Origin of the sequence: Acinetobacter sp. 1294596, assembly GCF_000582925.1 — a bacterium.
GTDB classification, from domain to species: Bacteria; Pseudomonadota; Gammaproteobacteria; order Pseudomonadales; family Moraxellaceae; genus Acinetobacter; species Acinetobacter radioresistens.
This window is the reverse complement of sequence record NZ_JFCC01000035.1, coordinates 1-23,636: the sequence shown is the minus strand read 5'-3', so window position 1 is coordinate 23,636 and position 23,636 is coordinate 1. Positions and strand designations below refer to the sequence as shown.

The 23,636-nt window shown below is 39.3% G+C and carries 28 protein-coding genes and 1 tRNA gene; 14 read left to right on the top strand and 15 right to left on the bottom strand.

Features of this window, described 5'->3' with window-relative positions; translation table 11 throughout:
• The first annotated feature begins 54 nt into the window (after nucleotides 1–54).
• Entirely contained in the window at nucleotides 55–1,563 is a 1,509-nt protein-coding gene (locus J502_RS11835) for an adenylate/guanylate cyclase domain-containing protein (RefSeq protein ID WP_005025692.1), read from the top strand.
• 53 nt (nucleotides 1,564–1,616) lie between these two features.
• On the opposite strand, the gene fdx is transcribed toward J502_RS11835, so the two are convergent.
• The 8 genes from fdx to J502_RS11795 all read right to left on the bottom strand — a co-directional run bounded on the left by fdx (nucleotide 1,617) and on the right by J502_RS11795 (nucleotide 7,726).
• Entirely contained in the window at nucleotides 1,617–1,955 is a 339-nt protein-coding gene (gene fdx, locus J502_RS11830; RefSeq protein ID WP_005014575.1) for an ISC system 2Fe-2S type ferredoxin, read from the bottom strand.
• 17 nt (nucleotides 1,956–1,972) lie between these two features.
• Nucleotides 1,973–3,832: a Fe-S protein assembly chaperone HscA gene (gene hscA, locus J502_RS11825; protein WP_005014571.1), complete on the bottom strand. Its 1,860-nt coding sequence runs from the start codon at nucleotides 3,830–3,832 to the stop codon at nucleotides 1,973–1,975.
• 37 nt (nucleotides 3,833–3,869) lie between these two features.
• Nucleotides 3,870–4,385 carry a Fe-S protein assembly co-chaperone HscB gene (gene hscB / locus J502_RS11820; RefSeq protein ID WP_005014570.1) on the bottom strand — a complete coding sequence of 172 codons (516 nt, stop codon included), beginning with the start codon at nucleotides 4,383–4,385 and terminating at the stop codon, nucleotides 3,870–3,872.
• A gap of 82 nt (nucleotides 4,386–4,467) precedes the next feature.
• A complete protein-coding gene (iscA, locus tag J502_RS11815) occupies nucleotides 4,468–4,788 on the bottom strand; it encodes an iron-sulfur cluster assembly protein IscA (protein ID WP_005014569.1) in 321 nt (106 codons plus the stop codon).
• 34 nt (nucleotides 4,789–4,822) lie between these two features.
• Nucleotides 4,823–5,209, bottom strand: coding sequence for a Fe-S cluster assembly scaffold IscU (iscU, locus tag J502_RS11810; protein WP_005014568.1), 387 nt, complete (start codon nucleotides 5,207–5,209; stop codon nucleotides 4,823–4,825).
• Between the two features lie 68 nt (nucleotides 5,210–5,277).
• On the bottom strand, nucleotides 5,278–6,495 hold the full coding sequence (locus J502_RS11805) for an IscS subfamily cysteine desulfurase (protein ID WP_005014567.1): 1,218 nt from the start codon (nucleotides 6,493–6,495) through the stop codon (nucleotides 5,278–5,280).
• 1 nt (nucleotide 6,496) lies between these two features.
• Nucleotides 6,497–6,970: an Rrf2 family transcriptional regulator gene (locus J502_RS11800; protein WP_005014565.1), complete on the bottom strand. Its 474-nt coding sequence runs from the start codon at nucleotides 6,968–6,970 to the stop codon at nucleotides 6,497–6,499.
• Nucleotides 6,971–7,081: 111 nt separating this feature from the next.
• A complete protein-coding gene (locus J502_RS11795) occupies nucleotides 7,082–7,726 on the bottom strand; it encodes a hypothetical protein (RefSeq protein ID WP_034684225.1) in 645 nt (214 codons plus the stop codon).
• A 202-nt stretch (nucleotides 7,727–7,928) separates the two neighbouring features.
• Here J502_RS11795 and J502_RS11790 point away from each other — a divergent pair, with 202 nt between their 5' ends.
• The 3 genes from J502_RS11790 to J502_RS11780 all read left to right on the top strand — a co-directional run bounded on the left by J502_RS11790 (nucleotide 7,929) and on the right by J502_RS11780 (nucleotide 10,835).
• On the top strand, nucleotides 7,929–8,405 hold the full coding sequence (locus J502_RS11790; protein WP_005014562.1) for a phasin family protein: 477 nt from the start codon (nucleotides 7,929–7,931) through the stop codon (nucleotides 8,403–8,405).
• A gap of 157 nt (nucleotides 8,406–8,562) precedes the next feature.
• On the top strand, nucleotides 8,563–8,835 hold the full coding sequence (gene hbs, locus J502_RS11785; protein WP_005014561.1) for a non-specific DNA-binding protein Hbs: 273 nt from the start codon (nucleotides 8,563–8,565) through the stop codon (nucleotides 8,833–8,835).
• A gap of 128 nt (nucleotides 8,836–8,963) precedes the next feature.
• Nucleotides 8,964–10,835: a SurA N-terminal domain-containing protein gene (locus J502_RS11780; RefSeq protein WP_005014559.1), complete on the top strand. Its 1,872-nt coding sequence runs from the start codon at nucleotides 8,964–8,966 to the stop codon at nucleotides 10,833–10,835.
• A gap of 54 nt (nucleotides 10,836–10,889) precedes the next feature.
• On the opposite strand, the gene J502_RS11775 is transcribed toward J502_RS11780, so the two are convergent.
• The 5 genes from J502_RS11775 to J502_RS11755 form a co-directional block, all read right to left on the bottom strand.
• Nucleotides 10,890–11,381 (bottom strand): GNAT family N-acetyltransferase, encoded by a 492-nt coding sequence (locus J502_RS11775; RefSeq protein WP_005014557.1) that lies wholly within the window; start codon nucleotides 11,379–11,381, stop codon nucleotides 10,890–10,892.
• Nucleotides 11,382–11,472: 91 nt separating this feature from the next.
• Nucleotides 11,473–12,672 (bottom strand): acyl-CoA dehydrogenase family protein, encoded by a 1,200-nt coding sequence (locus tag J502_RS11770; RefSeq protein ID WP_005014550.1) that lies wholly within the window; start codon nucleotides 12,670–12,672, stop codon nucleotides 11,473–11,475.
• Between the two features lie 31 nt (nucleotides 12,673–12,703).
• Nucleotides 12,704–13,996, bottom strand: a complete 1,293-nt coding sequence (locus tag J502_RS11765; RefSeq protein WP_005014548.1) for an acyl-CoA dehydrogenase family protein — start codon at nucleotides 13,994–13,996, stop codon at nucleotides 12,704–12,706.
• A gap of 222 nt (nucleotides 13,997–14,218) precedes the next feature.
• A complete protein-coding gene (locus tag J502_RS11760) occupies nucleotides 14,219–15,592 on the bottom strand; it encodes an ABC1 kinase family protein (protein ID WP_005014542.1) in 1,374 nt (457 codons plus the stop codon).
• 218 nt (nucleotides 15,593–15,810) lie between these two features.
• Nucleotides 15,811–16,113, bottom strand: coding sequence for a hypothetical protein (locus tag J502_RS11755; protein ID WP_005025703.1), 303 nt, complete (start codon nucleotides 16,111–16,113; stop codon nucleotides 15,811–15,813).
• Between the two features lie 187 nt (nucleotides 16,114–16,300).
• On the opposite strand from J502_RS11755, the gene J502_RS11750 reads away from it, so the two are divergent.
• The 3 genes from J502_RS11750 (at nucleotide 16,301) to aroC (ending at nucleotide 18,920) form a co-directional block, all read left to right on the top strand.
• The gene (locus tag J502_RS11750) at nucleotides 16,301–16,675 is read left to right on the top strand and encodes a hypothetical protein (protein WP_005404174.1); all 375 of its coding nucleotides are present in this window, start codon (nucleotides 16,301–16,303) and stop codon (nucleotides 16,673–16,675) included.
• A gap of 130 nt (nucleotides 16,676–16,805) precedes the next feature.
• Nucleotides 16,806–17,816, top strand: a complete 1,011-nt coding sequence (gene prmB / locus J502_RS11745; protein ID WP_005014538.1) for a 50S ribosomal protein L3 N(5)-glutamine methyltransferase — start codon at nucleotides 16,806–16,808, stop codon at nucleotides 17,814–17,816.
• A 12-nt stretch (nucleotides 17,817–17,828) separates the two neighbouring features.
• Nucleotides 17,829–18,920, top strand: a complete 1,092-nt coding sequence (gene aroC, locus J502_RS11740; protein WP_005014537.1) for a chorismate synthase — start codon at nucleotides 17,829–17,831, stop codon at nucleotides 18,918–18,920.
• 34 nt (nucleotides 18,921–18,954) lie between these two features.
• Here aroC and J502_RS11735 read toward each other — a convergent pair whose 3' ends face one another.
• Complete coding sequence (locus tag J502_RS11735) at nucleotides 18,955–19,434, bottom strand: CinA family protein (protein WP_034684223.1); 480 nt, start codon at nucleotides 19,432–19,434, stop codon at nucleotides 18,955–18,957.
• Between the two features lie 265 nt (nucleotides 19,435–19,699).
• On the opposite strand from J502_RS11735, the gene J502_RS11730 reads away from it, so the two are divergent.
• The 6 genes from J502_RS11730 to J502_RS11705 all read left to right on the top strand — a co-directional run bounded on the left by J502_RS11730 (nucleotide 19,700) and on the right by J502_RS11705 (nucleotide 22,092).
• Nucleotides 19,700–19,933, top strand: a complete 234-nt coding sequence (locus tag J502_RS11730) for a hypothetical protein (protein ID WP_005014533.1) — start codon at nucleotides 19,700–19,702, stop codon at nucleotides 19,931–19,933.
• Between the two features lie 234 nt (nucleotides 19,934–20,167).
• Complete coding sequence (locus tag J502_RS11725; RefSeq protein ID WP_005014532.1) at nucleotides 20,168–20,611, top strand: hypothetical protein; 444 nt, start codon at nucleotides 20,168–20,170, stop codon at nucleotides 20,609–20,611.
• Nucleotides 20,612–20,625: 14 nt separating this feature from the next.
• Complete coding sequence (locus tag J502_RS11720; protein WP_005014531.1) at nucleotides 20,626–21,177, top strand: M23 family metallopeptidase; 552 nt, start codon at nucleotides 20,626–20,628, stop codon at nucleotides 21,175–21,177.
• Nucleotides 21,178–21,275: 98 nt separating this feature from the next.
• Nucleotides 21,276–21,470: a hypothetical protein gene (locus J502_RS11715; protein ID WP_005014529.1), complete on the top strand. Its 195-nt coding sequence runs from the start codon at nucleotides 21,276–21,278 to the stop codon at nucleotides 21,468–21,470.
• A gap of 86 nt (nucleotides 21,471–21,556) precedes the next feature.
• Nucleotides 21,557–21,633 (top strand) — tRNA-Met (locus J502_RS11710).
• 249 nt (nucleotides 21,634–21,882) lie between these two features.
• Nucleotides 21,883–22,092, top strand: a complete 210-nt coding sequence (locus J502_RS11705) for a cold-shock protein (RefSeq protein ID WP_005014527.1) — start codon at nucleotides 21,883–21,885, stop codon at nucleotides 22,090–22,092.
• Nucleotides 22,093–22,167: 75 nt separating this feature from the next.
• Here the strand turns inward: J502_RS11705 and J502_RS11700 are convergent, their stop codons facing one another.
• Complete coding sequence (locus J502_RS11700) at nucleotides 22,168–22,848, bottom strand: DUF421 domain-containing protein (protein WP_034684220.1); 681 nt, start codon at nucleotides 22,846–22,848, stop codon at nucleotides 22,168–22,170.
• A gap of 235 nt (nucleotides 22,849–23,083) precedes the next feature.
• On the opposite strand from J502_RS11700, the gene J502_RS11695 reads away from it, so the two are divergent.
• The coding region (locus J502_RS11695) for an undecaprenyl-diphosphatase (RefSeq protein WP_034684217.1) at nucleotides 23,084–23,636 on the top strand (553 nt) is incomplete at its 3' end.

Here is a 23,636-nt window from a genome sequence, read left to right as displayed (position 1 = left end):
CTGTTCAAGACCATGCTACCGGTATGGTCTTCACGCAGTCACTGGAGAGCGGGAGTGTCGCTAAACCGTGTAACAGGAAAGCAGCATCCTTTACATTTCGAGTTTATACATCGATTAATTGGTTATCTCATGCTGTCTTTGACAGTGGTGATCTATTATTTCACCGCTCCAGAGACCAATTATCAAATTTATCTTCCATTTGCTTTTTTGGGGATTTTACTAGTAAGCCGGCGCCTAGAGCGTTGGTTGAAGTACCGCTTTGACTATAAAATAAAAAGAAATATATTATTCTTACTAGATGTGATTGTTGTGGCCACTACATTGGCTGCTGTACACCTGAGCTTGACCCTTACTTTTCTAGCTATCTTTGGTCTGGTTTACACATCAATCAATAATAAAATTTCTTTTTTGATGGCTTCGGTTGCTGCCTTACTGAGCATAATTATTTTTTATTTTCATAGCCTGTTTGTCTTTGGCACTCTCCAGTACTTTGAAGTTACTTCACCAGAACTGACAGTCATCGGTTTATTATGCCTCATCATTTTTATTAATTTAGGTAATTATTATCAGAATCAGCATATTCAAAAGCTCGATCAGCAGCGTCTTTACTATTTTGAACAAATGAACCGTTATATTGAGTTTGCAAATCAGTTAAGCCGCTATGCTCCTTTACAGCTCTGTCAGCAGATTATGAATGGTGAAGTAGAGGCTAAAATTGAATACAAACGAAAAAAAATGACAATCTTTTTTTCAGATATCCAAGGATTTACTGAACTTTCTGAGACTCTGATTCCTGATGATCTGGCATTTTTATTAAATGAATATCTGAGCCATATGACAGATATCGCCAAGCAATATGGCGCTACCGTTGATAAATTTATGGGTGATGCCATACTGATTTTCTTTGGTGATCCAGATAGTCAAGGCGTAGAGCAGGACGCGAAAACTTGTATCGAAATGGCAATTGCTATGCGCCAGCAGATGAAGTTATTACGTGAACGTTGGAAAAAAATGGGATATCCGGCGTTACATATCCGTATGGGGATCAGTACAGGATATTGCCATGTGGGTAATTATGGTGCTGCTCATCGTATGGCTTATACGATTGTGGGTCGAGATGCTAATTTGGCTGCACGTCTACAATATGCCGCCGAGATTGACGAGATCCTGATTGCGGATGAAACTTATAAACTGATCAGAAGTGAATTTCTGTGTATTCCTAAAACACCTATTTATTTAAAGGGATTTCAGGAACCTGTCCGTACTTGGCAAGTTATGGAAAAATTCTCGGTACATCGGCTTGAGCATCAGCAATGGTTTGATTATGAATATAAAGGATTTCATCTGATTCTTAATCTGGAAGAAGTAGAAAACTTTGAATATAGTGAGCTGGTGGAAGTACTGGAGCAAATGATTGAGCGCATCCGTACCCAGCAAAAATTAACGAATTCTCATGGCGTAGCTAAGCTTAATCTGGCTGATGAAATCAAGCCGGTCGAGCAAGAACATGTGAATACCTCAAATCGTAAAAATTTTAATGATATGAAGGTTGATCAGTTTTAAACTCTTGTTATTAATGTTCCTATTAAAAAAGCCCCTTACGTAAGGGGCTTTTTTTAGTGATTTTCAGAAGCGTGGTTAATAGTGTATTTAGGTATCTCAATTTCCAGATCTTCCTCTACCACTTTTACCTGACAGGAAAGTCGAGAGTCAGGCTCTAGCCCCCAAGCACGGTCTAGTAGATCTGCTTCTACATCATTCATTTCTTTAAGGCTGTCGAACCCCTGCCGTACAATGACATGGCAAGTCGTACAGGCACAGGACATATCACAGGCATGTTCAATTTTGATGCCATTTTTCAATAGGCTTTCACAGAGATTGGCATTGTGTTCAACTTCAAACTCGGCACCTTCTGGGCAAATTTGCGCATGCGGAAGAACTTTAATACGTGGCATAAGTCATTACCTGTTTTCTAGTTTGAGTTTGACCAATCATCAAGTTTAGTACCTTTTAATGCATGATCAATATGCTGATTCATACGTAAGGCTGCGAAAGTATCACTATGGACTTTGAGCTGTTTAACTGCCTGCTCAATTGAATGAATATCATTTTGCTCCAATTGGCCTTTTAAAGCATTTTTTGCAGCTTGAAGTTCGGTTAACTGGTCTTTGGATAAAAGCTCGGCATCAACCTTTAATGCTTGCTCCAGTGCTTCCAGTTCACGTTGTGCTTCTACTTTGGTTTCTTGTAGGTGCCGTAAATCTTTATCTTCTTCAGCATATTTGAAACCCTCAAGGAGTAAACGTTCAGTATCTGCTTCTGAAAGGCCATAAGAAGGTTTAATATCAATTTTGGCATTTACACCAGACGTAGTTTCTTTGGCACTTACTGTTAGCAAACCATCCGCATCCACCTGAAAGGTGACCTCGATACGGGCCTGTCCGGCAGTCATAGGTGGAATACCATGTAATACAAAACGTCCCAAACTGCGGCAGTGTTCTACTAGATCACGTTCACCTTGCACGACATGAATCAGCATAGCAGTCTGACCATCTTGATAAGTCGTAAATTCTTGGCGGCGAGCTACCGGAATAGGGGTGTTACGCCCAATCAGACGTTCTACCAGTCCACCCATGGTTTCAAGACCAAGCGATAATGGTGTAACATCTAATAATAATGAACCTTCTTGAGTATTACCAATCAGTTGGTTCGCAGTAATAGCTGCACCAATTGCCACAACTTCATCCGGATTAATAGTACAAAGCGGTTCCTGATTGAATACTTCTGCAACAGCACGCTGGACTGCATAAGAGCGAGTAGATCCCCCAACCAATACAACATTCTGAATATCCGATAATTCAAGTTTAGCATCACGCAAAACACGTTTACAGACGCTAATCGTTTTATCCAGTGCAACTTTAATAATGCTTTCAAAGGTTGGGCGGTCAAGCTGTAAGGTATGGTCCAATATCGTCAACATGGTCGAATCGGCATTTGTTAACGCTTCTTTTGCCCGACGTGCAGCAAATAATACCTGTGCATATTCCTGATTATTGAATGTTTCAATATTAAGTTCTTTTTTTGCCCACTTTACAATTAACCGATCCAGATCATCACCACCTAAGGCTGTATGGCCTCCAGTAGCCAGAACTTCAAATACACCTTGACTGAAACGTAAAATTGAAACGTCAAAAGTACCACCACCTAGGTCATAAATCACATAGTTACGGTCAGTTGCGAGATTGGTTGCCTGATCTAAACCATAAGCTACAGCTGCTGCTGTAGGTTCATTTAATAGACGTAAGACATTAAGTCCGGCAAGCTGAGCTGCATCACGGGTAGCCTGACGTTGAGCTTCATCAAAGTAGGCTGGTACGGTAATGACTGCACCATTTACCGGATTTTGTAAGCTTACTTCAGCACGGCTCTTTAACTGCTTTAGAATATCTGCAGAAATCTCAACAGGAGTTTTACGGCCTTGTACAGTTTCAAAGGCAGGCATCTGACTGGCTTCACCCAACAATGTGTATGGATGCTGAAATTTAATATCTGTCTGTGAGCGTCCCATGAAGCGCTTAACAGAAATAATGGTGTTTTTGGAGTCACTAGTAACAAAAGGCTTGGCGTCTTCGCCATAGTGAGTCGAATCTAAGCCGTAATGCACAATAGATGGGAGTAATACACGACCTTGTTCGTCATTCAGTACTTTAGTTTTTCCTGATAATACGGTCGCGACAAGCGAGTGCGTGGTTCCTAAGTCAATTCCGATTGCAATACGGTGTTCATGTGGCGCACTTGATTGACCCGGTTCAGCAATTTGCAAGAGAGCCATGTATTAAATCCCTTGTAAACAAGTAATAAAAATAAAATTAATAGTCATCATCTAAATCAAAGCTGTCATCATCTAACAACTGGTCTTCAGCTTTATCAATATCATGCAGAACTTTCTGAAAGAAACGCAGTTTACGCACAGTATCACGTGCTTCAGCCCAGTCTTCTTCCTGATAATCAATCTTGAATTCACGGACCAGTCCATCGATCCATTGTCTGACTTCTTCTTTGAGTGTTTGAAGCTGCTCAGTATCGGTAGCTTCATCTAGCTGTTCCCGAATTTCCAGAGCTGACTGCAAGAATTCAAAATCATTAATAGATTGGTCAAGATGATAGTCCTGCTTTTTTAAGGCCAGCAAATAAGCTGCACGGCTATCAACCTGTGATAAAACTTTGTATGCCTGATTGATTTCACTTGATTTGATCAGTGCTTGATCTTTATCTGTGGCTTTATCTGGATGATACTGTTGCTGCAATTTTAAAAACTGATTTTTTAAAATTGCCAAATCAATATCGAGTGCTACAGGAAGATTGAACAACTCAAAGTGATTCATGAAAGATAATTTCCAGGCTGGTAAATACAGTTAAAACAGTGCTAGAAGCACTGTTTTAACTTCGATACATGAGAAAGGTAATTTAGACTGTGAAAGATTCACCACAACCACATTCACCTTTCTGGTTCGGGTTGTTGAACTCAAAGCCTTCATTTAAGCCATTTTTTACATAGTCCATTTCTAGACCATTCAGGTAAACCAGACTTTTAGGATCTACAAAGACTTTTACACCGGCCTGGTCAAAAACTTGATCATGTTCATTAATATCATCAACAAATTCAAGAACATAAGCCAAACCGGAACAACCAGAAGTTTTCACACCAATACGAATGCCTTCACCCTTACCACGGTTCTGCAGGTAATTTCGAATATGAGTTGCAGCAGTTTCAGTTAAGTGGATCATGAAAACTCCATTAATTTATCTAGGATACGTCTAATCAGGCTTGAGATTTCTTGCTACGATAATCTTCAATAGCTGCTTTAATCGCATCTTCTGCCAATACAGAGCAGTGAACTTTAACCGGCGGTAATGCGAGTTCAGTCGCAATATCAATATTCTTGATCGCTTGTGCCTGATCAAGAGTCTTGCCTTTTAACCATTCGGTAACTAGGGAGCTTGAAGCAATAGCAGAACCACAACCATAAGTTTTAAAACGTGCTTCTTCAATTACACCGCTATCGTTCACTTGAATTTGAAGACGCATAACGTCACCACATGCTGGTGCACCCACCATGCCAGTACCTACATTTTCTGCGTTTTTATCTAACACGCCCACATTACGGGGATTTTCGTAATGATCAATTACTTTTTCGCTATAAGCCATGATGCTTCTCCAAACCTCGGGGTCAGCCTTAATATTAATATGAGGGTAAAAACACTTATTTCAATAAATCAGTGTTCAGCCCATTCAACTGAAGAAAGGTCGATACCTTCTTTATACATATCCCAAAGCGGAGAAAGTTCACGTAATTTCTCAACAGCAGCTTTGGTAATTTCCAATACGTGATCAATATCTTCTTCAGTTGTATATTTGCCGAAACTGAAGCGGATAGAGCTATGTGCGAGTTCGTCTGACAAACCTAGTGCACGCAGTACATATGATGGTTCGAGGGTTGCAGAAGTACAGGCCGAACCACTTGAAACTGCAGCATCTTTAAGCGCCATCATTAAAGATTCACCCTCAACGAAATTGAAGCTGACATTTAAATAGTTGGCAACGTTCTGAGTCGGGTGACCATTTAAGAAAACTTGTTCAAGATCTTGCAGACCATTCCAGAGCTTGTCACGTAATACACGTAGACGTTGCTGTTCAGCTTGGAGGTTTTTACCTGCCAGTTCGAATGCTTCGCCCATACCAACAATTTGATGTGTTGGCAGAGTACCAGAACGCATGCCACGCTCATGACCACCACCATGCATCTGAGCCTTTAAACGTACACGTGGAGTGCGGCGTACATAAAGGGCGCCCATACCTTTAGGGCCATATATTTTATGAGCTGAGAAACTCATCAAATCAATTTTCATGGTAGAAAGATCAATTTCAACCTTACCGGCTGCCTGTGCAGCATCTACATGGAAGAAGGTTTTATTGGCACGGGTCAATTCACCAATAGCAGCAACATCAGTAATGGTACCGATTTCGTTGTTAACCATCATTAAAGATACAAGAATAGTATCCGGACGAAGAGCTGCCTGAACCATTTCAGGCGTAATTAAACCTGTTTGTGGCTGTGGTTCCAGGTAAGTAACTTCAAAACCTTGCTCTTCCAGCTCACGGCAGGTATCAAGTACAGCTTTATGTTCAATTTTGCTGGTAATAATGTGTTTGCCTTTGGAAGCATAGAACTGAGCTACACCTTTGAGCGCAAGGTTGTCAGATTCTGTTGCACCCGAAGTCCATACAATTTCGCGTGGATCAGCTTTAACCAGATTGGCCACCTGCTCGCGAGCGTATTCAACTTTTTCTTCTGCCTGCCAGCCATATGCATGTGAGCGAGAAGCTGCATTACCAAAAGTACCATCAAAGGTTAAGCATTCCATCATACGTTCAGCAACCTGTGGGTCAACTGGCGTAGTTGCTGCATAATCAAGATAAATTGGACGTTTCATGTCAAATACCTGTAACCGATAAAAGAGCTGAATCAAAACCTGGTGCGTTTTGGCGAATAGCAACGGTCTGTACGTTGTCACGGGCTACAAGATCAGCCAGAGTGATTTTCGCAAGATAATCGGCAATGTGATGGGAGAGTTCTTGCCATAAATCGTGAGTCAAGCACATTGCACCATTTTGACAGTTACCCTTATGGTCGCAGCGTGTTGCATCAACAGTTTCATTTACAGCTTCAATAATTTCTAACACAGTAATTTCATCTGCAGTTCGTGCAAGGTGATAACCGCCATTAGCACCGCGAACACTGGAAACTAAACCATGACGCTTCAATTTTGCAAATAACTGCTCAAGGTAAGCGACTGAAATAGTTTGGCGGGCAGCAATTTCTGCTAGCGTGATCGTTTGTTCAGTTGGCTGCAAAGCTAAATCAAGTAGAGCAGTCACTGCGTAGCGACCGCGAGTGGTTAAGCGCATGACTCGATACACATGTTGAGACTAGATATATAGATTTTAAGAATCCCGACTAAAATAGTCAAGTTTTTTTACGGTTAATTGTAATGTTTTAAAACCTAAGTAAAAATATTTTTATTTTGGCCATAAAGTATATATCAATAAAGCAATAAAAAGCAGGCTTATAACCAATAAAGATAGCTTTAAATATTTGTTTTTTTGCTCAATGCGCCGAATACGGCTTTTATGCAATTTTACTTCCACCAAAAGTGAGTTAATTTGTACTCGCTGCTGGTCAATTTTTTCAAGTAGAGGCGCAATACGTTTTCTTGATGCAATGACTTCATCTTCTTGAGGGGCTTCTTTTAACCACTGACGCCAGTCAGCAAATAGTTTTGGTACACTAAAGTGTAAAATAAGATCACGAAACTCGTCACGTAATAAAGGATCTCCTGCAATACGCATGGCTTTAATACTACGACGATTACCGAAAATAATGATGCGTAATAAATCTAGCAGGGTGGAGTTAATCTCTAAATCAACCGGCTTTACAGGAGCACGGCTGTCAAAAAGCAAACCATGAGGACTAAACTGTACATAAAAATCAAAGTAGGGTAGATAACTATTAATTTTAAGTACGATTTGCTTTTCAACAAATCTTTTGGCGTGTACGCGAACGACCCGATCATGCTTCAACACAAAAGAAAAAACCGTTTCCAGTACGATCATCACAATGGTGAGCAACAAATGATGATTTGTTCTTTGTTGCGACTCGCTCATATATCTTTATCCTTTAGTATTTAATAGAGCGTCCCGTCTCTAACCCGAACTGAGACTGCTGCATACTCTTAATAATTTACTGATTTAATGTGCTTTGTAGAACAGTTTAATCAAACGATCAAGCCCGGGCGTTGTTATTATAGGGCTATTTTTGTAGCTAAATGCAGTATAATGTTTATAAAATATTCAGGAGATTGTTTAAATGGATAATACCAAAACGGATCTGGTTGAAGAAACAACATTAAATAGAAAAATTCCTGGAACCAAGAACAGTACAAGAAGCGGCCGAAAGTCTGCTCTGGATTTCAGAAAATATACTAAACAGATTTGGCTGGCTGGCTTGGGTGCATTTTCTCGTGCTGAAGAAGAAGGAAATAAATTATTTGACTCACTGGTCAAGGTTGGAGAAGAGCTGGAATCTAAGACATCAGATTCTGCTGAAGCTGGTAGTAAAATAACTGAACCCTCTCGAAATCCGGTTCATGAAATCAAGGATGGCGTAGAAAAATCTATAGATCACAGTATTCAGAATTCATTAAGCAGGATCGGACTGGCTACTACTAAAGATATTCAACATCTGGAACAGTTAATATTACAATTACATCATAAGGTTGACGTTTTAGTAAAAGAAAACCAGATATTGAAAGAACAAGAGTTGAAAAAGCAGTCTGAATCTTAACTTTCCTAATTTTTCAACATTTTTTTAGCATTAATTTTTGCGAAATCTTATTTTTCAGTATTGCGTTTTCCCCTAAAGCATTGCTATAAAGGCGTCATGGCCTTTTAAACTACAGCCTTGGTTCTTAAACAAACGATATCAAGAGGACGTTATCTTCATGAATAAATCAGAATTAATTGATGCGATTGCAGAAAAAGGGGGATTGTCTAAAACTGATGCTGGTAAGGCATTGGATGCGACTATTGCTTCAATTACAGAAGCGCTTAAACAGGGTGATACTGTAACTCTAGTGGGTTTCGGTACTTTTGGCGTGAAAGAACGCGCGGCTCGTACTGGCCGTAATCCTAAAACTGGTGAAGAATTACAAATTAAAGCAAGCAAAGTGCCTAGCTTTAAAGCAGGTAAAGGCTTAAAAGATTCTGTAGCTTAATCTTTTGTGGCTCAAGAACGCGCCAGAAGGCGCGTTTTTTATTAAAATGAAGAAAAGCCTGGCTTTATACATTCATTCACTTGTGTTTTTCAGTTAAAATCCCTTCGAAATAAAATATTGGAATACTTATGGAATCTTTTCGTAAAGTCATAAAGGGTTGGCTTGGTATCGTCCTGCTAATTTTGTTTTTGACCCCTTTAGCATTTGTAGGTATTGAAGGATATTTTAGCGGGGGTAATAAAGAAAATGTCGCTGCTACAGTAAACGGGCAAGAGATCTCCAAAAAAGAACTAGAGTCACTGACTAAATCTTATAAAGAACAATATTTAAACTTTGTAAATGGCGATGAGACCTTGCTGAATCAGCCTTTTATTCAGCAAACGGCACTGGATCATCTGATTGCACAGAATCTGATTTTACAGCAAGCTGAAAAACTGGGTATTTCTTTAAGTGATGCACAAATTGAGCAGATGCTGGCCCAACAGCCAAGCTTCCAGCAAAATGGACAATTTTCTCAGACATTATATGAAAACTACTTGCGTTCTGTCGGGTTAACCAGTCAGGGCCTAATTGCAAACTTGCGACAAGACCATGCTTTAAAAATGTTAAATAGTACATTTGTAGATTATACGCTGGTCAGCAAAGTTGACATGAATCAGATTGCTAACTTGCAGACTGAGCAACGTACATTATTCCTGTCCAGCATTCCGCTAGATGAATATAAAAAGAATATTCAGGTTAGCCAGCAGGACATTGCTAACTATTATCAGAAGCATAAAAACAGTTTTAAGCAGACGGCCCATGTAGATGTGGATTATATTGTGTTGTCACCTGAACAGGTAAATACTAAAGCAGCACCTGTTACGGATGCTGAGTTGCAGCAGGCTTATGCAAATTTTGTCGAAGCTCAAAATAAGAATGCAAAGCGTGAAGTTAAGCATATTCTTATTGCAACTTCTGATACTCGAAATGAAAACCAAGCGCAGAAACTCGCTAATGAGGTTTATGCAAAGATTCAAGGGGGAACGAACTTCGCACAGGCAGCTGCACAATATTCAGATGATATAGACTCTAAAACGAAAGGTGGCCTGATTGAAAGTTACCAGACAGGAGTTTATTCTGAAGCTTTTGATAAAGCTGTTCTGGGTTTAAAAGCAAATCAGATATCTCAACCCGTAAAGACCCAATATGGTTATCATATTATTCAGGCACAAACACTTGCGCAGAATATTCCTTCGTTTGAAGCTGAAAAGAGCCGTCTGGCTGCTGAAATTCAAAAGTCTAAAGTTGCAAACTTGTTTACTGATACGGTAAACAGTTTAAATGAAATGGTTGTTAGTAGCGATTCACTTGATGTGGTGCCTCAAGAAATCAAAGGTACACGCATAGAAACAGTTAAAAATGTTGGTTTAAATACTCGTCATCCAGTTTTAAATGACCCAAGTGTGAAAGCCCGTATTTTTAATGAAGATGTTAAAAATGGCGATCGTAATGTAACTAGCAATCTGCAACTTGCTACAGGGGAAGCAGTTTGGGTTAAAGTACGTGATTATCAGCCTGAAGGAGTTCAGTCGCTAGCTCAAGCTACTCCTGCAATTAAAACTAAAATAATTGACGAAAAAGCTGCCGGTTTAGCTGCCGCGAAGCTTAAAACCATGCTGGATGAATTTAAAACCCAACCAGCTCAACAGGTTTTAGCTAAACATAAAGTAGCTTTCCAGAGTGCTGGTACATTTACCCGTTCTCAAGGCTTAAAGCGCGACGTTGAACGTGCTGCTTTTAGTGTAGCAGCCCCAAAATCAGGTATGTGGTCTGTAACTACAGCAGCCTTGCCTAATGAGCTGGTATTGGTTGCTGTGGCAAATGTTAATAAAACCACTTCTAATGCTTTAACACCGGAACAGCTTCAGGAGTTAAGTAAACTCTATCAGCAGTTACGTGGGCAGCAGGAGCTGGAAGATTACACCCAATATCTAAAATCTAAAGCTAAAATTAAATAGCCTTTAAAATAAAAAAAGCACTTCGGTGCTTTTTTTATTGATCAGCTTTTTATATTAATAAGCCAGTTTTTTCGCCATCCATATTTCACAAGCATTACTATGTCCTGTATTACCTAAAGGCTGATCAAGACGTTCGAATGCTAGTCGTTCATAAAGTTTGACAGCTTGATATAAGGTGGCAGTTGTTTCCAGATATATTGTCTGGAAGTTTTGCTGTTGTGCAAATTCAAAACATTGTTGTAAAAGCTGTTTGGCCAAACCGTATCCTCGAGTTTCAGGAAGAAAATACATTTTCTGGATTTCCAGAATTGAAGTATCTCCCTGTAGCGGTGCAATACCACCACCTCCTACTATTTTTCCCTGTGTGCTCTCTACTACCCAATAGCGACTGTTAGGTTCTTGATAAACCTGATATAGATCATCCAAGATGGGATCAGAGACTGCAAAACCTGCATCACTGGCAAGGCCGAATTCCTGAGAGACAGTACGGATAATTTGGGCAATAGATGGATTATCTTTAGATTGAATAAGTCTTAAATTAAACATATTGGAATTAGTCAGAACTTAAAAAGAAGACAGACTGTTATAACAAAAAATCAGTTAGTTGTAAGTCTGTCTCTCTATAAGTGGATCTTTACTATTTAAGTTCGCTAGAAGTTTTTCCTAACTCGCGCCGGGCAATAATCAGCTGTTGAATCTGCTGAGTACCTTCAAAAATATCCAGAATTTTTGAGTCACGTGCCCATTTTTCTAACAGTTCATCTTCCCCATAACCCACGCTACCTGCCAGCTCTACACATTTTAGTGTAATTTCATTACCAATTCGACCTGCTTTAGCTTTGGCAATTGATGCTTCTTTTGAATTCGGTTTCTTGTTGTCTGCCATCCAGGCAGCTTTTAATGTGAGTAAACGTGCTGCTTCCCATTCCGCCTCCATTCTATAAATCTGTGCAGCAAGATATGAAGTTTGTAAATAAGGTGTAGCATAGTTCTGGTCAAGCTGGTCTTTAAAAATTTCCTTGATACGTTCCAGAGAAGCCCGGGCGCAACCTACTGCCATAGCAGCCACCAGCGGACGTGTATTGTCAAAAGTTTCCATCACTCCAGCAAAACCTTTCGCTATATCAATATCCGGATTTCCAAGTAAGTTTTCAGCTGGTACACGGCAATTAATAAAACTGATAGCCGCTGTATCTGAAGCTTTTATTCCTAGTTTATGCTCTAGTCGTTCTACTTTCATACCCGGTGTACCTTTTGGCACCACAAAAGATTTGATTGCTGCACGGCCGAGCTTAGGGTCAAGTGTAGCCCAAACTACAATTGAGTCAGCACGCTGGCCTGATGTTACAAAGATTTTTTCACCGTTCAGTATATAATCTGTTCCGTCTTTAATTGCTGTAGTTCGGATTGCTGCAGAGTCAGAACCACAGTCCGGTTCGGTAATTGCCATTGCAGCCCACATCCCTTTAAAGCGTTCTAACTGTGAGTCATTGGCCACTGCTGCGATGGCAGAATTTCCCAAACCCTGACGAGGCATACTGAGCAATAGTCCTGTGTCGCCGTAACACATTTCCATAATGCCCAGAGCTGTGGACATATTTACACCATTTTTATTACCCTGTATGTCGGCGCCACGTTTTCCGACTGCTGCACCTGCATTCAGTCCTTCGACCCCTTCATTCATTCCATCGATGAGAGAGGCAATCATATCCAGTTCTTTAGGGTAGCTGTGTTCAGCTTTGTCATACTTACGAGAAATAGGACGTAATACATGTAAAGCGACCTCTCGAGCTTGCTGTACCATCAGCTTATACTTTTTTGGATTCTGCAAATTCATTTTTTAACCTTTTTTATAATAATGGGCTGATTTAAGCGTGTAAGCCAGAATACAAAATCGCTGTGGCTCGCAAGTCCCGATACCAGCGCTCTACCGGATATTCCTTGGTAAAACCGTGACCTCCTAAAATCTGTACACCATCAGTACCAATTTTCATGGATTTTTCTGCACATAAAAGCTTTGCCAGATAAGCCTCCCGGTGAAAGGGTTCTCCTGCTTCTGCAAGGCTGGCGGCATTCCAGAGCATCATACGCATTGCCTCAATCTCAATGGTCATATCTGCAATTATAAAAGCGATACTCTGACGATGCGAAATAGGCTCACCAAATGCCATACGCTCATTTGCATAACGAACACAGTAATTTTTTACAGCCTCACAAGTGCCGATAGCCAGTGCGCACCACATTAGCTGGCCTAAATCTAGAAAAGCGCTATAGTCAAAGTCTTCATCTCCCAGTCGCTCAGCAGGAGTTTGATTAAACTTTAATGTGACAGTTTCACAGGCTTTAAGTCCCATGGCAGGGCATTTTTTATAACTTATCGTACTATCGCGTATTGCTACGAATACGTCAGCTTGTCCATTATAGTCAGCACTCACAAGGAGCAGATCAGCGGTTTCACCTAAGAGGACCAAGGTTTTTTCTCCAGTAATATAAAACTGCTGATCTTTAAAAATAGCCTGAGTATCTAGCTGAAAAGGGTTAAACGCCGAAGAGTTTTCTTGAGTTGCGAAAGTAGCCTTAAGATCATTGAGGTGGTTAAAAGCGGTCAGGTATTTAGCCTGAATCTGTTCAGAACCCCATCGACTCAAGGCATTAATTGCACTAAAACCAGAAAGTAGCCCAGCAGCCAGACTGAAATCTCCTTGACCAAGCTGTTCTGTAATCAGAATATTGCTAACAATATTTAAGTGGTCTGCTACTCCTCCAAGTGCTTCAGGCAAAGCATATTCATTAAGTCCTAGGTCTTTTGCGTGTTGCCAGAGTTCTTGAGGAAAAGTCTCATTATGATCAGCGCGGGCTGCCAGAGGGTAAAGTATCTCCTGTGCAAATTGGTGCATACTTTCAACGAGCATCTGTTGTTCTTCACTCAAGTTTAAATCAAACAGGTTTTTTCCTTGAGGTGATAAGCGCTGTTTTTTTAGTGACTGACTTTTAAAAAATTTTTGTGATTGACTCAAACTTTTAAAACCAGCTTTAGAGCCTTGGTAAAGTGACTTTTCAATGAGCTTTCTCAAGTTAAACTGATCAATTATTTCAATACCTGCAATTCGGGTAATCAGTGATAGGCCTAGCCCTTGTGCTTTATTCATCATTTTTGTCATATATTTTCCAGCAGTTTTTTATCGTTATGCGGGATATGCTGACATAGCTTATGATAAAACACCATGTCAGATATGACAGAAGTTGATTGGCTCTATTAGAGTATAATGATTATATTATTTAAGAAGTAAGCATTTGAAGTTTATTATCTATTTTTACAGATTTTATAATGAAAACAGTAAAGAATTGACCGGATTGACATGAAGTCATCCGGCCGGCTGTATTTAAAGGTGGTCACGAATCATTTTGCGCACATTAGTTTTAGCATTAATCACAGTCATAAAGGTATAGGCCCCGATAAATTTACGGCTGATAAACATAAATTCTTTTGGCGGTACGCTAAAATAGCGTGATGCCATTGATCTTGATGCCTGCTGCATTACGCGTGCATGAAGCTGGCTTTTCTTCCAGTCATAACGTTCCTGATCATCCATAACATCTGGTGGTAAGTCAGGATTATTTTCTTTACTGCTGAATGCTTCTGTAGCCAGCAGAAAAACTTTTGCCATATCAGGTTTGATACTTTGTGGAATAGAGTCAAAAAACTCATAACCTGTCATCGCCTCTACCATAGCTGTCGAGTCATGGTTATAACCTGCCTGGATCAGGTTGCGCGCTACACTTAGCAGATGCTCATCAAACTGCCGGATTGCCCCAAAATCGAGTAAAATAATCTTGTCTGCAATATCTGCGCCATTGCCGAGACGGACCAGATAGTTTCCAAAATTGGGATCAGTCTGCATCTCGCCCCATTCAAAAATCTCACGTACTGCAATTTCTAGCGAAGCTTCACCCAGTCTGTTACGACGCTCCTGGGGTAATGACAGCATAACTGGGCTGTTAATGGGTACACCACGTTCAAAGGTCATGCAAAGGACTTGGGGAGCACAAAACTCATCTACAATTTGAGGAACAATATAACGTGGATCATCTTTAAGCCGCTCAGCAAAGCGCTGAGTGGTAGCCGCTTCTATACTGTAATTTACTTCGCGGTGCATCATGTCCCGGACTTCATCAAACCACTGATCAAATTCACGGGTTTGCGGTACCATCCGGGTCAGTTTAAGCATGTTTTTAAACAGGCTCATATCCGAGTCAATCGCGTCAGCCACTCCGGGATACTGAATTTTTAATACCAGCTCTTGACCATCAGATTTTCTTACTGCCCGATGCACCTGAGCTAATGAAGCTGTACCTATAGGCTCATGGTCAATCGTAAGCTGATCCAGTTTAGAGCCTAATTGGTCTTGAAGATGGGCTTTAATAGCAGGCCAAGCTAAAGCAACAGTCTGGTTATTTAAGGTATTTAAAGCCTGTGTAATCTCTTCAGGCAAAAAGTGTTCACCATAAAGTGCCATCATTTGGCCAATTTTAACAATTGATCCCTTTAGCTTGCCAATTTCAGAAACCAGATAGTTTGCCTGATCTGTCATGGCTTTTTTACGTTTCTTTTCTTTTTCTTCATCACTGGCAAAGAAGGAGCCGGCATTAGCTGTTGCCCAGCGGGTACCAGCAAGTAATGAGGCTTTCGCAATCGATAAGCGTCGGTCCATAGAGGAAGTTTTTAAATTCTTAAGCTTATCGTTTTGATGTGTCATGAAAGTAAAATCCTTTAGGAGTCGGCCTGATGAGCAATTTTAACCAATATTAACTGTTATCCGCGTATTAAAACAGTTGGACTTAAGGAACGGAGAGTTAAAAAATGCTAATAGCGGAACAAAACATACTTAAGTCACTAAATAGCCTAAGCATATGCTTATATAACGATATTCAACGAAAAAGTAAACTTACGCCCTCTATTTCAAAAGTAGAGCAATTATCGATATTGAACTTTTAGGGGGTGACGCTGGTTCAGTAAAGTTTTATTACGTATCAGATGCTGTATGATCAAAGCTTTTACACTCTCATGCATAAATCCTAAAGCATAACCTTTTACAATGATTATACTGGGTAAAGTAAAGAAAAAATAACGTGCATCTTCTAAATTAGGCTCTGTAAATACATGATATTCAGCCAGAACTTGCTGAAAGAACAGTTTTTCATGTTGGACTTTGACCGACTGCTCGTCATTCCAGTAGGACTGACGCATAGCCAGTAAATTATTATGCTTGTAACTCATGGTAGAAATATAACAGAAGAACGTATAATAAAATATGAGGACGGTTCTTTAAGATTCAATACGGAGAGTGATAAATTGCAAAAGCAGAATTTCCCGATATATTTTTAAATTTTTATATCGAACTTAAAGAATTTTATGAAAAATCAAAACTAAGCGTTGCAACTGGTATTTAGTTTGGGGAACAAAGATGCGATTAATATTAGGGTCAGGACTTATCTTGATTTCAGCTCAGGCAGCTGCCATTGCTCAGCAAGGTTACTCTGAAACTTATACGCGCTGTATAAACCATGCGTATGGACAAACTGAAGTATTGCAGAAGTGCATCAATCAAGAGTTAAAGCAACATAAAAAACGATTAAAGAAAAGTTATCGCGCCTATTATAAGGTAAGTGGTCAGCACCAGACAAATGTGATCCAGCAATATGAACTTTGGGAGCGCCGTGTTCAAAGCCAATGTTATACAGCTATGGATAATCAGTTTGGTCGTCTACAACAATCACGTTGTATATTGGCGCAGGTGATTGAGCAGGCTAACTACTATGGGACCAGATATATTCCTTAAGCTATACTTCTATGACAGATAAAAAATAGCCTCCCAAAAATACCGCTTTTACTGAGACAAGCATTATAAAAGCCCGCAAAAAACGGTATCATAAGGCCATTTTTGAAAAGTTGAACTTGGAGAGCCCTGAGTGGAGCAATCGACCATTAGCCCTGAACATTTACAGGAAGCTGCCGAAAATTTAACAACAATTCGTGATTTCATTCGTTTTGGTGTCTCTGCCCTGCGTCAATATGATGCACATCTGGGACAGGGGACTGAAGATTATTTTGCAGAAAGTTCAGCATTGGTATTACAAACGCTCTCTCTAGAATGGGCAGCCAATCCTGAAATCCTGGATGCAAAACTTTTACCAAGTGAAAAAGAAGAGTTTTTAAATCTGCTGGCGCGTCGTGTTAATGAGCGTATTCCTACTTCATACTTGTTAAATCTGGCTTATTTTTTTAATAAACCTTTTTATGTTGATGAACGGGTCTTAATTCCACGTTCACCGATTGCAGAATTGATTGAGAACCGCTTTGCTCCATATTGTCTTGATGAACACGGCCAGTTACGGGAAGCTCATAATAATCTTCCAGTAAATTCAGATCCGCAAACGCCGCGGCGTATTTTAGATATGTGCACAGGTTCTGGTTGCATTGCCATCGCACTGGCTTATGCGTTCCCTGAAGCAGAGGTTGATGCAACCGATATTTCCAAAGAAGCACTTGAAGTGGCTGCCATTAACACTGAGCACCATAATATGCAATATCAGGTTGCCTTGATGGAATCGGATCTTTTCTCAAAAATTCCAGCAGAAAATCAATATGACCTGATTGTTTCTAATCCGCCATATGTTGATGCTGAGGACATGGCTGATCTGCCTGAAGAGTTTCTGCATGAACCTGAGCTTGCCTTGGCTGCCGGTCAGGACGGCTTGGACTTGGTCCGTAAGATGCTGTCTCAGGCTGCAGATTATCTGACTGAAGATGGTCTGATTGTGATTGAAGTGGGGAACTCAGAATGGGCAATGAAGCAGAATTTTAATACGGTAGATTTCCACTGGCTCGAGTTTAAAAAAGGCGGCTCAGGGATTTTTGCACTGACTGCCGAGCAGTGCCGTCGCTATCAGCAACTGTTTCAAGAATCTGTTGAAGTATAAGGAAGATGAAGCATGGCGGGTAATAGTATTGGGCAACTCTTTCGTGTAACCACCTGTGGTGAGTCGCATGGAGTTGGCCTCATGGCAATTATAGATGGTGTGCCTCCAGGTATTGAGCTATGTGAAGCAGATTTGCAAAAAGATCTCGACCGCCGTAAGCCAGGAACTTCAAAGTTTGCCACCCAACGTAAAGAGCCTGATCAGGTTGAAATTGTTTCGGGCGTTTTTGAGGGTAAAACAACAGGTACATCGATTGGTTTGCTGATCCGTAACACTGACCAGAAGTCTAAAGACTATGGCAACATTGCTCAAACTTTTCGTCCTGGTCATGCCGATTATACTTATACTCATAAGTATGGTTTTCGAGATTATCGGGGCGGTGGGCGTTCTAGCGCACGCGAAACAGCAATGCGTGTGGCTGCCGGTGCAATTGCCAAAAAATACTTGGCAGAAAAATTTGGTATTGTGATCCGTGGCCATGTAACCCAGATTGGGCATGAAAAAGCTGAAAAACTGGACTGGAATGAAGTTGCTAATAATCCGTTTTTTTGTGGAGACATAGAAGCAGTTCCACGCTTCGAGGCGCTGGTGACCTCTTTACGTGAACAGGGAACCAGTTGTGGGGCGAAACTGGAAATTATTGCTGAGAACGTTCCGGTAGGCTGGGGGGAACCAGTATTTGACCGTTTAGATGCAGATATTGCCCATGCCATGATGAGTATTAATGCTGTAAAAGGTGTTGAAATTGGTGATGGTTTTGCCGTAGCTGGACAGTTTGGGCACGAGACTCGTGATGAACTGACTACAGAAGGATTTCTGGCAAACCATGCAGGCGGAATTTTAGGCGGGATTTCTAGCGGCCAGCATATCCGGGTAGCAATCGCACTAAAACCTACCGCCAGTATTACGACGCCAGGTAAAACGATCAATCTGGACCGTGAAGATACCGATGTGCTGACCAAGGGTCGCCATGACCCATGTGTGGGCGTACGTGCAACACCAATTGCAGAAGCAATGCTAGCTATTGTGCTAATGGATCACTATCTCAGACATCGTGCACAAAATGCAGATGTGATCCCTCCCTTTAAACCAATTGCCCCATAAACTTTAAATAAAGAGCCCCAATTACGGGGCTTTTTTATCGTTGAATGATTTGTATGATCTCTTGAGCAACCAGCTGGGTAAGTTGGTTCAATTTTTCTATTGGCGTACCTTCCAGAAAGTATTTAATCTCATAAAGATGATTGTGATCAGAAATTGCAATAAAAAATGTACCCACCGGTTTTTCAGATGAAGCACTACCGCCTGGTTTTAGAAGTCCTGTACAAGCAATAATTATATTAGCGCCTTTAAATAATTTATGACCTTGAGTTGCCATGGCAGCTGTAACTTCTGCCGACTCAGCTGTGTATTGTTCAATAAGCATAGAATCAATTTTTAAAACATCAATCTTGATACTTGGGTCATAACTGACTAATCCTCCTAACAGGATATCTGCGCCGCTATTTTTAAAAATAGAAAACTGACTGGCCAGATAGCCAGAGCTGGCACTTTCAATAAATGCAATTTTTAATGTCTGTGTTTCAAGTAATGCGCAACATTTTTGAATTATGACCATGCTTATAGCTCTAGTTCTTATTTATTCTTAATTACTATATCTGAAAAACCACCTGATTCCACATTAAAGGAAACTGGCTTTAATTGAGTAATTTAGGTCGTAGAACTTCAATCATAAAGTCTTTTTAAATGACCTTTAAAGGATTCTGTTGGGTTTTATAGCTTAGTTGTTGCTTTAACAGGCACTAACTACTAAAGATGCATTTCTTAAAGGAAGAAAACCTGTTAAAACTAAAAATAAAGTGTGTAAAGAAGACAGGCCTTTTATGAAAACAATAGTAAAGTACATTGTGTTAAAAAGTAAGGAGTATCAATTAGGCACGCCGTTATTTGAAGAAGAACTAGATGTGGGGAGCCAGTATTTTGACCAGATTCCGAAAATTATTAACTATCAGAATCATGACTTTTGTGTAAAGTCTAAAGAGCTCAGCCGTAAGCAAATTTTTGATGATTTTGAAGAATCACAAGTTATTATTGTTAAAGTAATTGCATTAAATTGAAATTGTATAGGGCAACAGTAATGTTGCCTTTTAACTTCTATTACTGAAAAAATTATTAATAGTTTTAAGAAAGTAAATATAAATTTTCATCGCTGCAATCTTTAAATTTGTAGTAACTGAAACATGAAAAGAACAAATCATACTCATATTAAAGATTAGTAGACCAAACAAGAGTACTTAGTTGATATAAAAACATCAAAAATATATATCCCTTCTCTGCTTATAGGGAATATCATGAAATTTAAAGAAATACTTGATCTGCTGATCGATCCGGAACGTACTGGATGGATAGGCGTAAAAAAAACCAATAAATTTTTTAAATATGAAAATATCTATTTAGGTATTCATATCGGTGATAAAGCCATTATTGATATGAGTCTGGTACCTCATGGAGTAAGAGAATGTTATTGTCATTTTGAAAAAACAGGCTTCAAGCTAAAGATTATTTACACTTTTGAAGCAGACTTGGAATATGATCATAGAATACTCTCTAAGCTTAATATTTTTTGTTTTGATGGCGTAGGAGGACAGCAAGCGATTATTCCTGATCTTGACACTGAGCAGGCGCCTATTGAGTTTAAAAAAGCTTTAATAGAACTCTTAAATACAGATAAAAAAATAAGGAAATATATCTTGAATCATTTTGATTTTCATCCAAAAAAAGCTTGTACAAACTAACTTTTTGTAGATATATGAGAAAATATATACCCTGTTTAAGTATACTTATATTAATCGCTAGTTTAGGGCTGATTTCCGGATGCCAGCCACCTGCCTCTGGAGAGTCCGCTGGTTTTCGTTATCCTTTTCTTTATAGTCAGCTCATGAACAAAAAGTTATCTGGCCAACTTCCTGTGCCTGTAGAAGGGGTAACAAGGAAACAACTGCAAGATACTTGGGGAGCTGCTCGAAGTGAAGGTAGAAAACATGAAGGAATCGATATATTCGCTAAACGGGGGACACCTGTGCTCAGTACAACTGAAGGTATAGTTAGGCAGGTGGGTACTAACAATCTTGGTGGACAGGTAGTCTGGGTAACTGGTCCTGATTTAACTCATCATTATTATGCCCATTTAGAGAATTATGCTGAAAATATCACTGCGGGGGATTGGATCGAAGCAGGTGAAGTGATTGGCTATGTGGGAAATACAGGGAATGCGCGCGGAACACCGCCACATTTACATTATGGAATTTATATAAATGGGCAGGGAGCAATTAACCCTTATCCTTATTTAGAACCAAACTGAAAAATGAAGTCAAACAGAGAAATTTAAAATTAATTCGCTTAAAATGGTGTCTATAGATACACTTATTAAGTGATTTTTCATTGAAAAGAGATGATAAAATGGAAAGTGGATTAGTTCAGCTTGTGGATTCTTTAAAACTTGAAAAGGAAGGGTGCGAGCCTATACTGTTAGAGCTGGGCACCGTCCTGAAAGTGGTCTATCGTACTTCTGATATTTATCTGGTCAGTACAGACGATGGCTTTACTTTTACGCTTGCAGCGAGTCAAGAAGATAAGGTATGGAAAAAAGTATAAAAGTCAAATAAACCTACGATATTTTATAATAATTAAAATATAAATTGACCTATACCAATTTAAGGCGTATAAAGCTAATTCATTGATGCGGGATGGAGCAGTCTGGTAGCTCGTCGGGCTCATAACCCGAAGGTCGTTGGTTCAAATCCAGCTCCCGCTACCAATAAAAATTTAAGGTTTATAGCCCAGTCTTCTATGATTGGGTTTTTTTATTTTTAAAATATGGGTTGCTAATCTAAAGGAAACCTGTATAATTGCCGCATAACTAGAAATATAGTTTTGTTTCAATAATCTCTCAGCTCGCAGTTTTTTATTAAATCCTTCGTCTTTATCAGATTTTAGTCTCATATATTATTTTCAAGTTATCCTAAGAGTTAAAAACTCTCTTTATTTAAAAATTCAGGATTATATTATGTCTAATGTCGTAAAAGGTACAGTGAAGTGGTTCAACGAGACTAAAGGTTTTGGCTTTATTCAACAAGAATCAGGTCCAGATGTATTCGCTCACTATAGCGAAATCACTAACCAGGGTTTCAAAACTTTATATGAAGGCCAGCAAGTGCAATTTACTGTAGTTGACGGTAAAAAAGGCCCTCAAGCAAGCAACATTACTTTAGTGTAATAGCTCGTCTGCCGTGAATAATAAAAACCCATCTTTTGATGGGTTTTTTTATACAACCAGCTTTACTTTAAAATATTAAACTGACGTGCGACTCGTTCTTAAAGATTCCGCCCAGTCACTATGGTGACAACGTGGACAGCTCTGATCTATCTTGGTCAACATTCTGGTTTCTCCGCATTTCATGCAAGAGTAAAAAGTATTTTCCTTAACAAATGTAGCTTTTTGATAAGCCTTTGGAAAAATTGGAAGTCCCCATTTTATATCCCTTTTCTCAAAGAAAAGTAAGCTTAATGCTCCATCTGATTCTAATAGGGCAGTTCTGATCTGACCTAAATGTTCTACATTCTGCTGGCGCATTTCGGCAAAAAATTCATCATGAGAGAAAGTCTCTTTTTCCAAATCCTTAAAAACTAGTTTGCCATCTTCTACTACACAAAGGGGTAAGCCTTCTAGCAATGCTTCTATTTTTTTATTTTTTACCATACTCCAAGTCGTAATCCGATATAGCAGCAGAATAGTAGCGACTACTGTAAACGTTTGTATAATCGGCAGTTCTTCCATAAACATCGGATCACCAGCTGCCGAACCCAAACACAAGATTATTGCAACTTCAAAGATTGAGAGTTGTCGTATGCCACGTTTGCCTGATAACCGAAGAAATATAATAATAATTAGATACATCACTACGCAGCGAATGATGATTTCTAAAATAAATTTCCAAGACGTATCTCGTATAAAGATATCTGCAAAATCCATTTTAATTTTTGCCTACCTATATGATAAAAAATCTTAATAAATAATGAGTTAATTGAACAATAACTAAATTAGAGCACGAGAATGTATGGTTTTGAGACACATTTGGTTAGATTAGTTTAAATCTTGCAAGCTGATGAGGTTTAAATTTTTATACATAAATCCAGCTAGTGCTGCTTTCTTTATTTATTAAATATGTCAGTATCATGACCGTAATAATTTTATATATACCCAGCTTATGTCTTTGGAAACCTTTAACTTAAATTTATTCAGATTAATTAATGCATCTGAGAATGCAACTGATTTGAGTATTAATGTGGCCATCTTTATCGCTAATGACTTGCTCTATATTATGCTGGTAATATTTCTGGTTTTATGGTTTAAAGGAAATTTAAATACTAAAAAACAAATACTTAAAGCTTTTATTTTTACCAGTATTGCCATTGCAATCAGTCAGATTATTTCTCAGCTTTTTTATCATCCGCGCCCCTTTGTAATGGAAGTGGGAAGAACAATTATCTTTCATGTGCCTAATGGCTCATTTCCAAGCGATCATATGCTCATTTTTAGCACAATTGCCTTTTCATACTTTTTCTCTAAACAACGTATTATTGGTTTAGGACTGATTGGATTAGCTTGGCTGGTTGCTTGGTCTAGAATATATCTTGGGGTACATTTTCCTTTGGATATGTTAGGAGCATTTTTTATTGCCTTGGCAATCAATATACTAGGTTTAACCTTATGGAAAAACTATAGTAATATATTGATGCAATTTATATTAAAAATATATT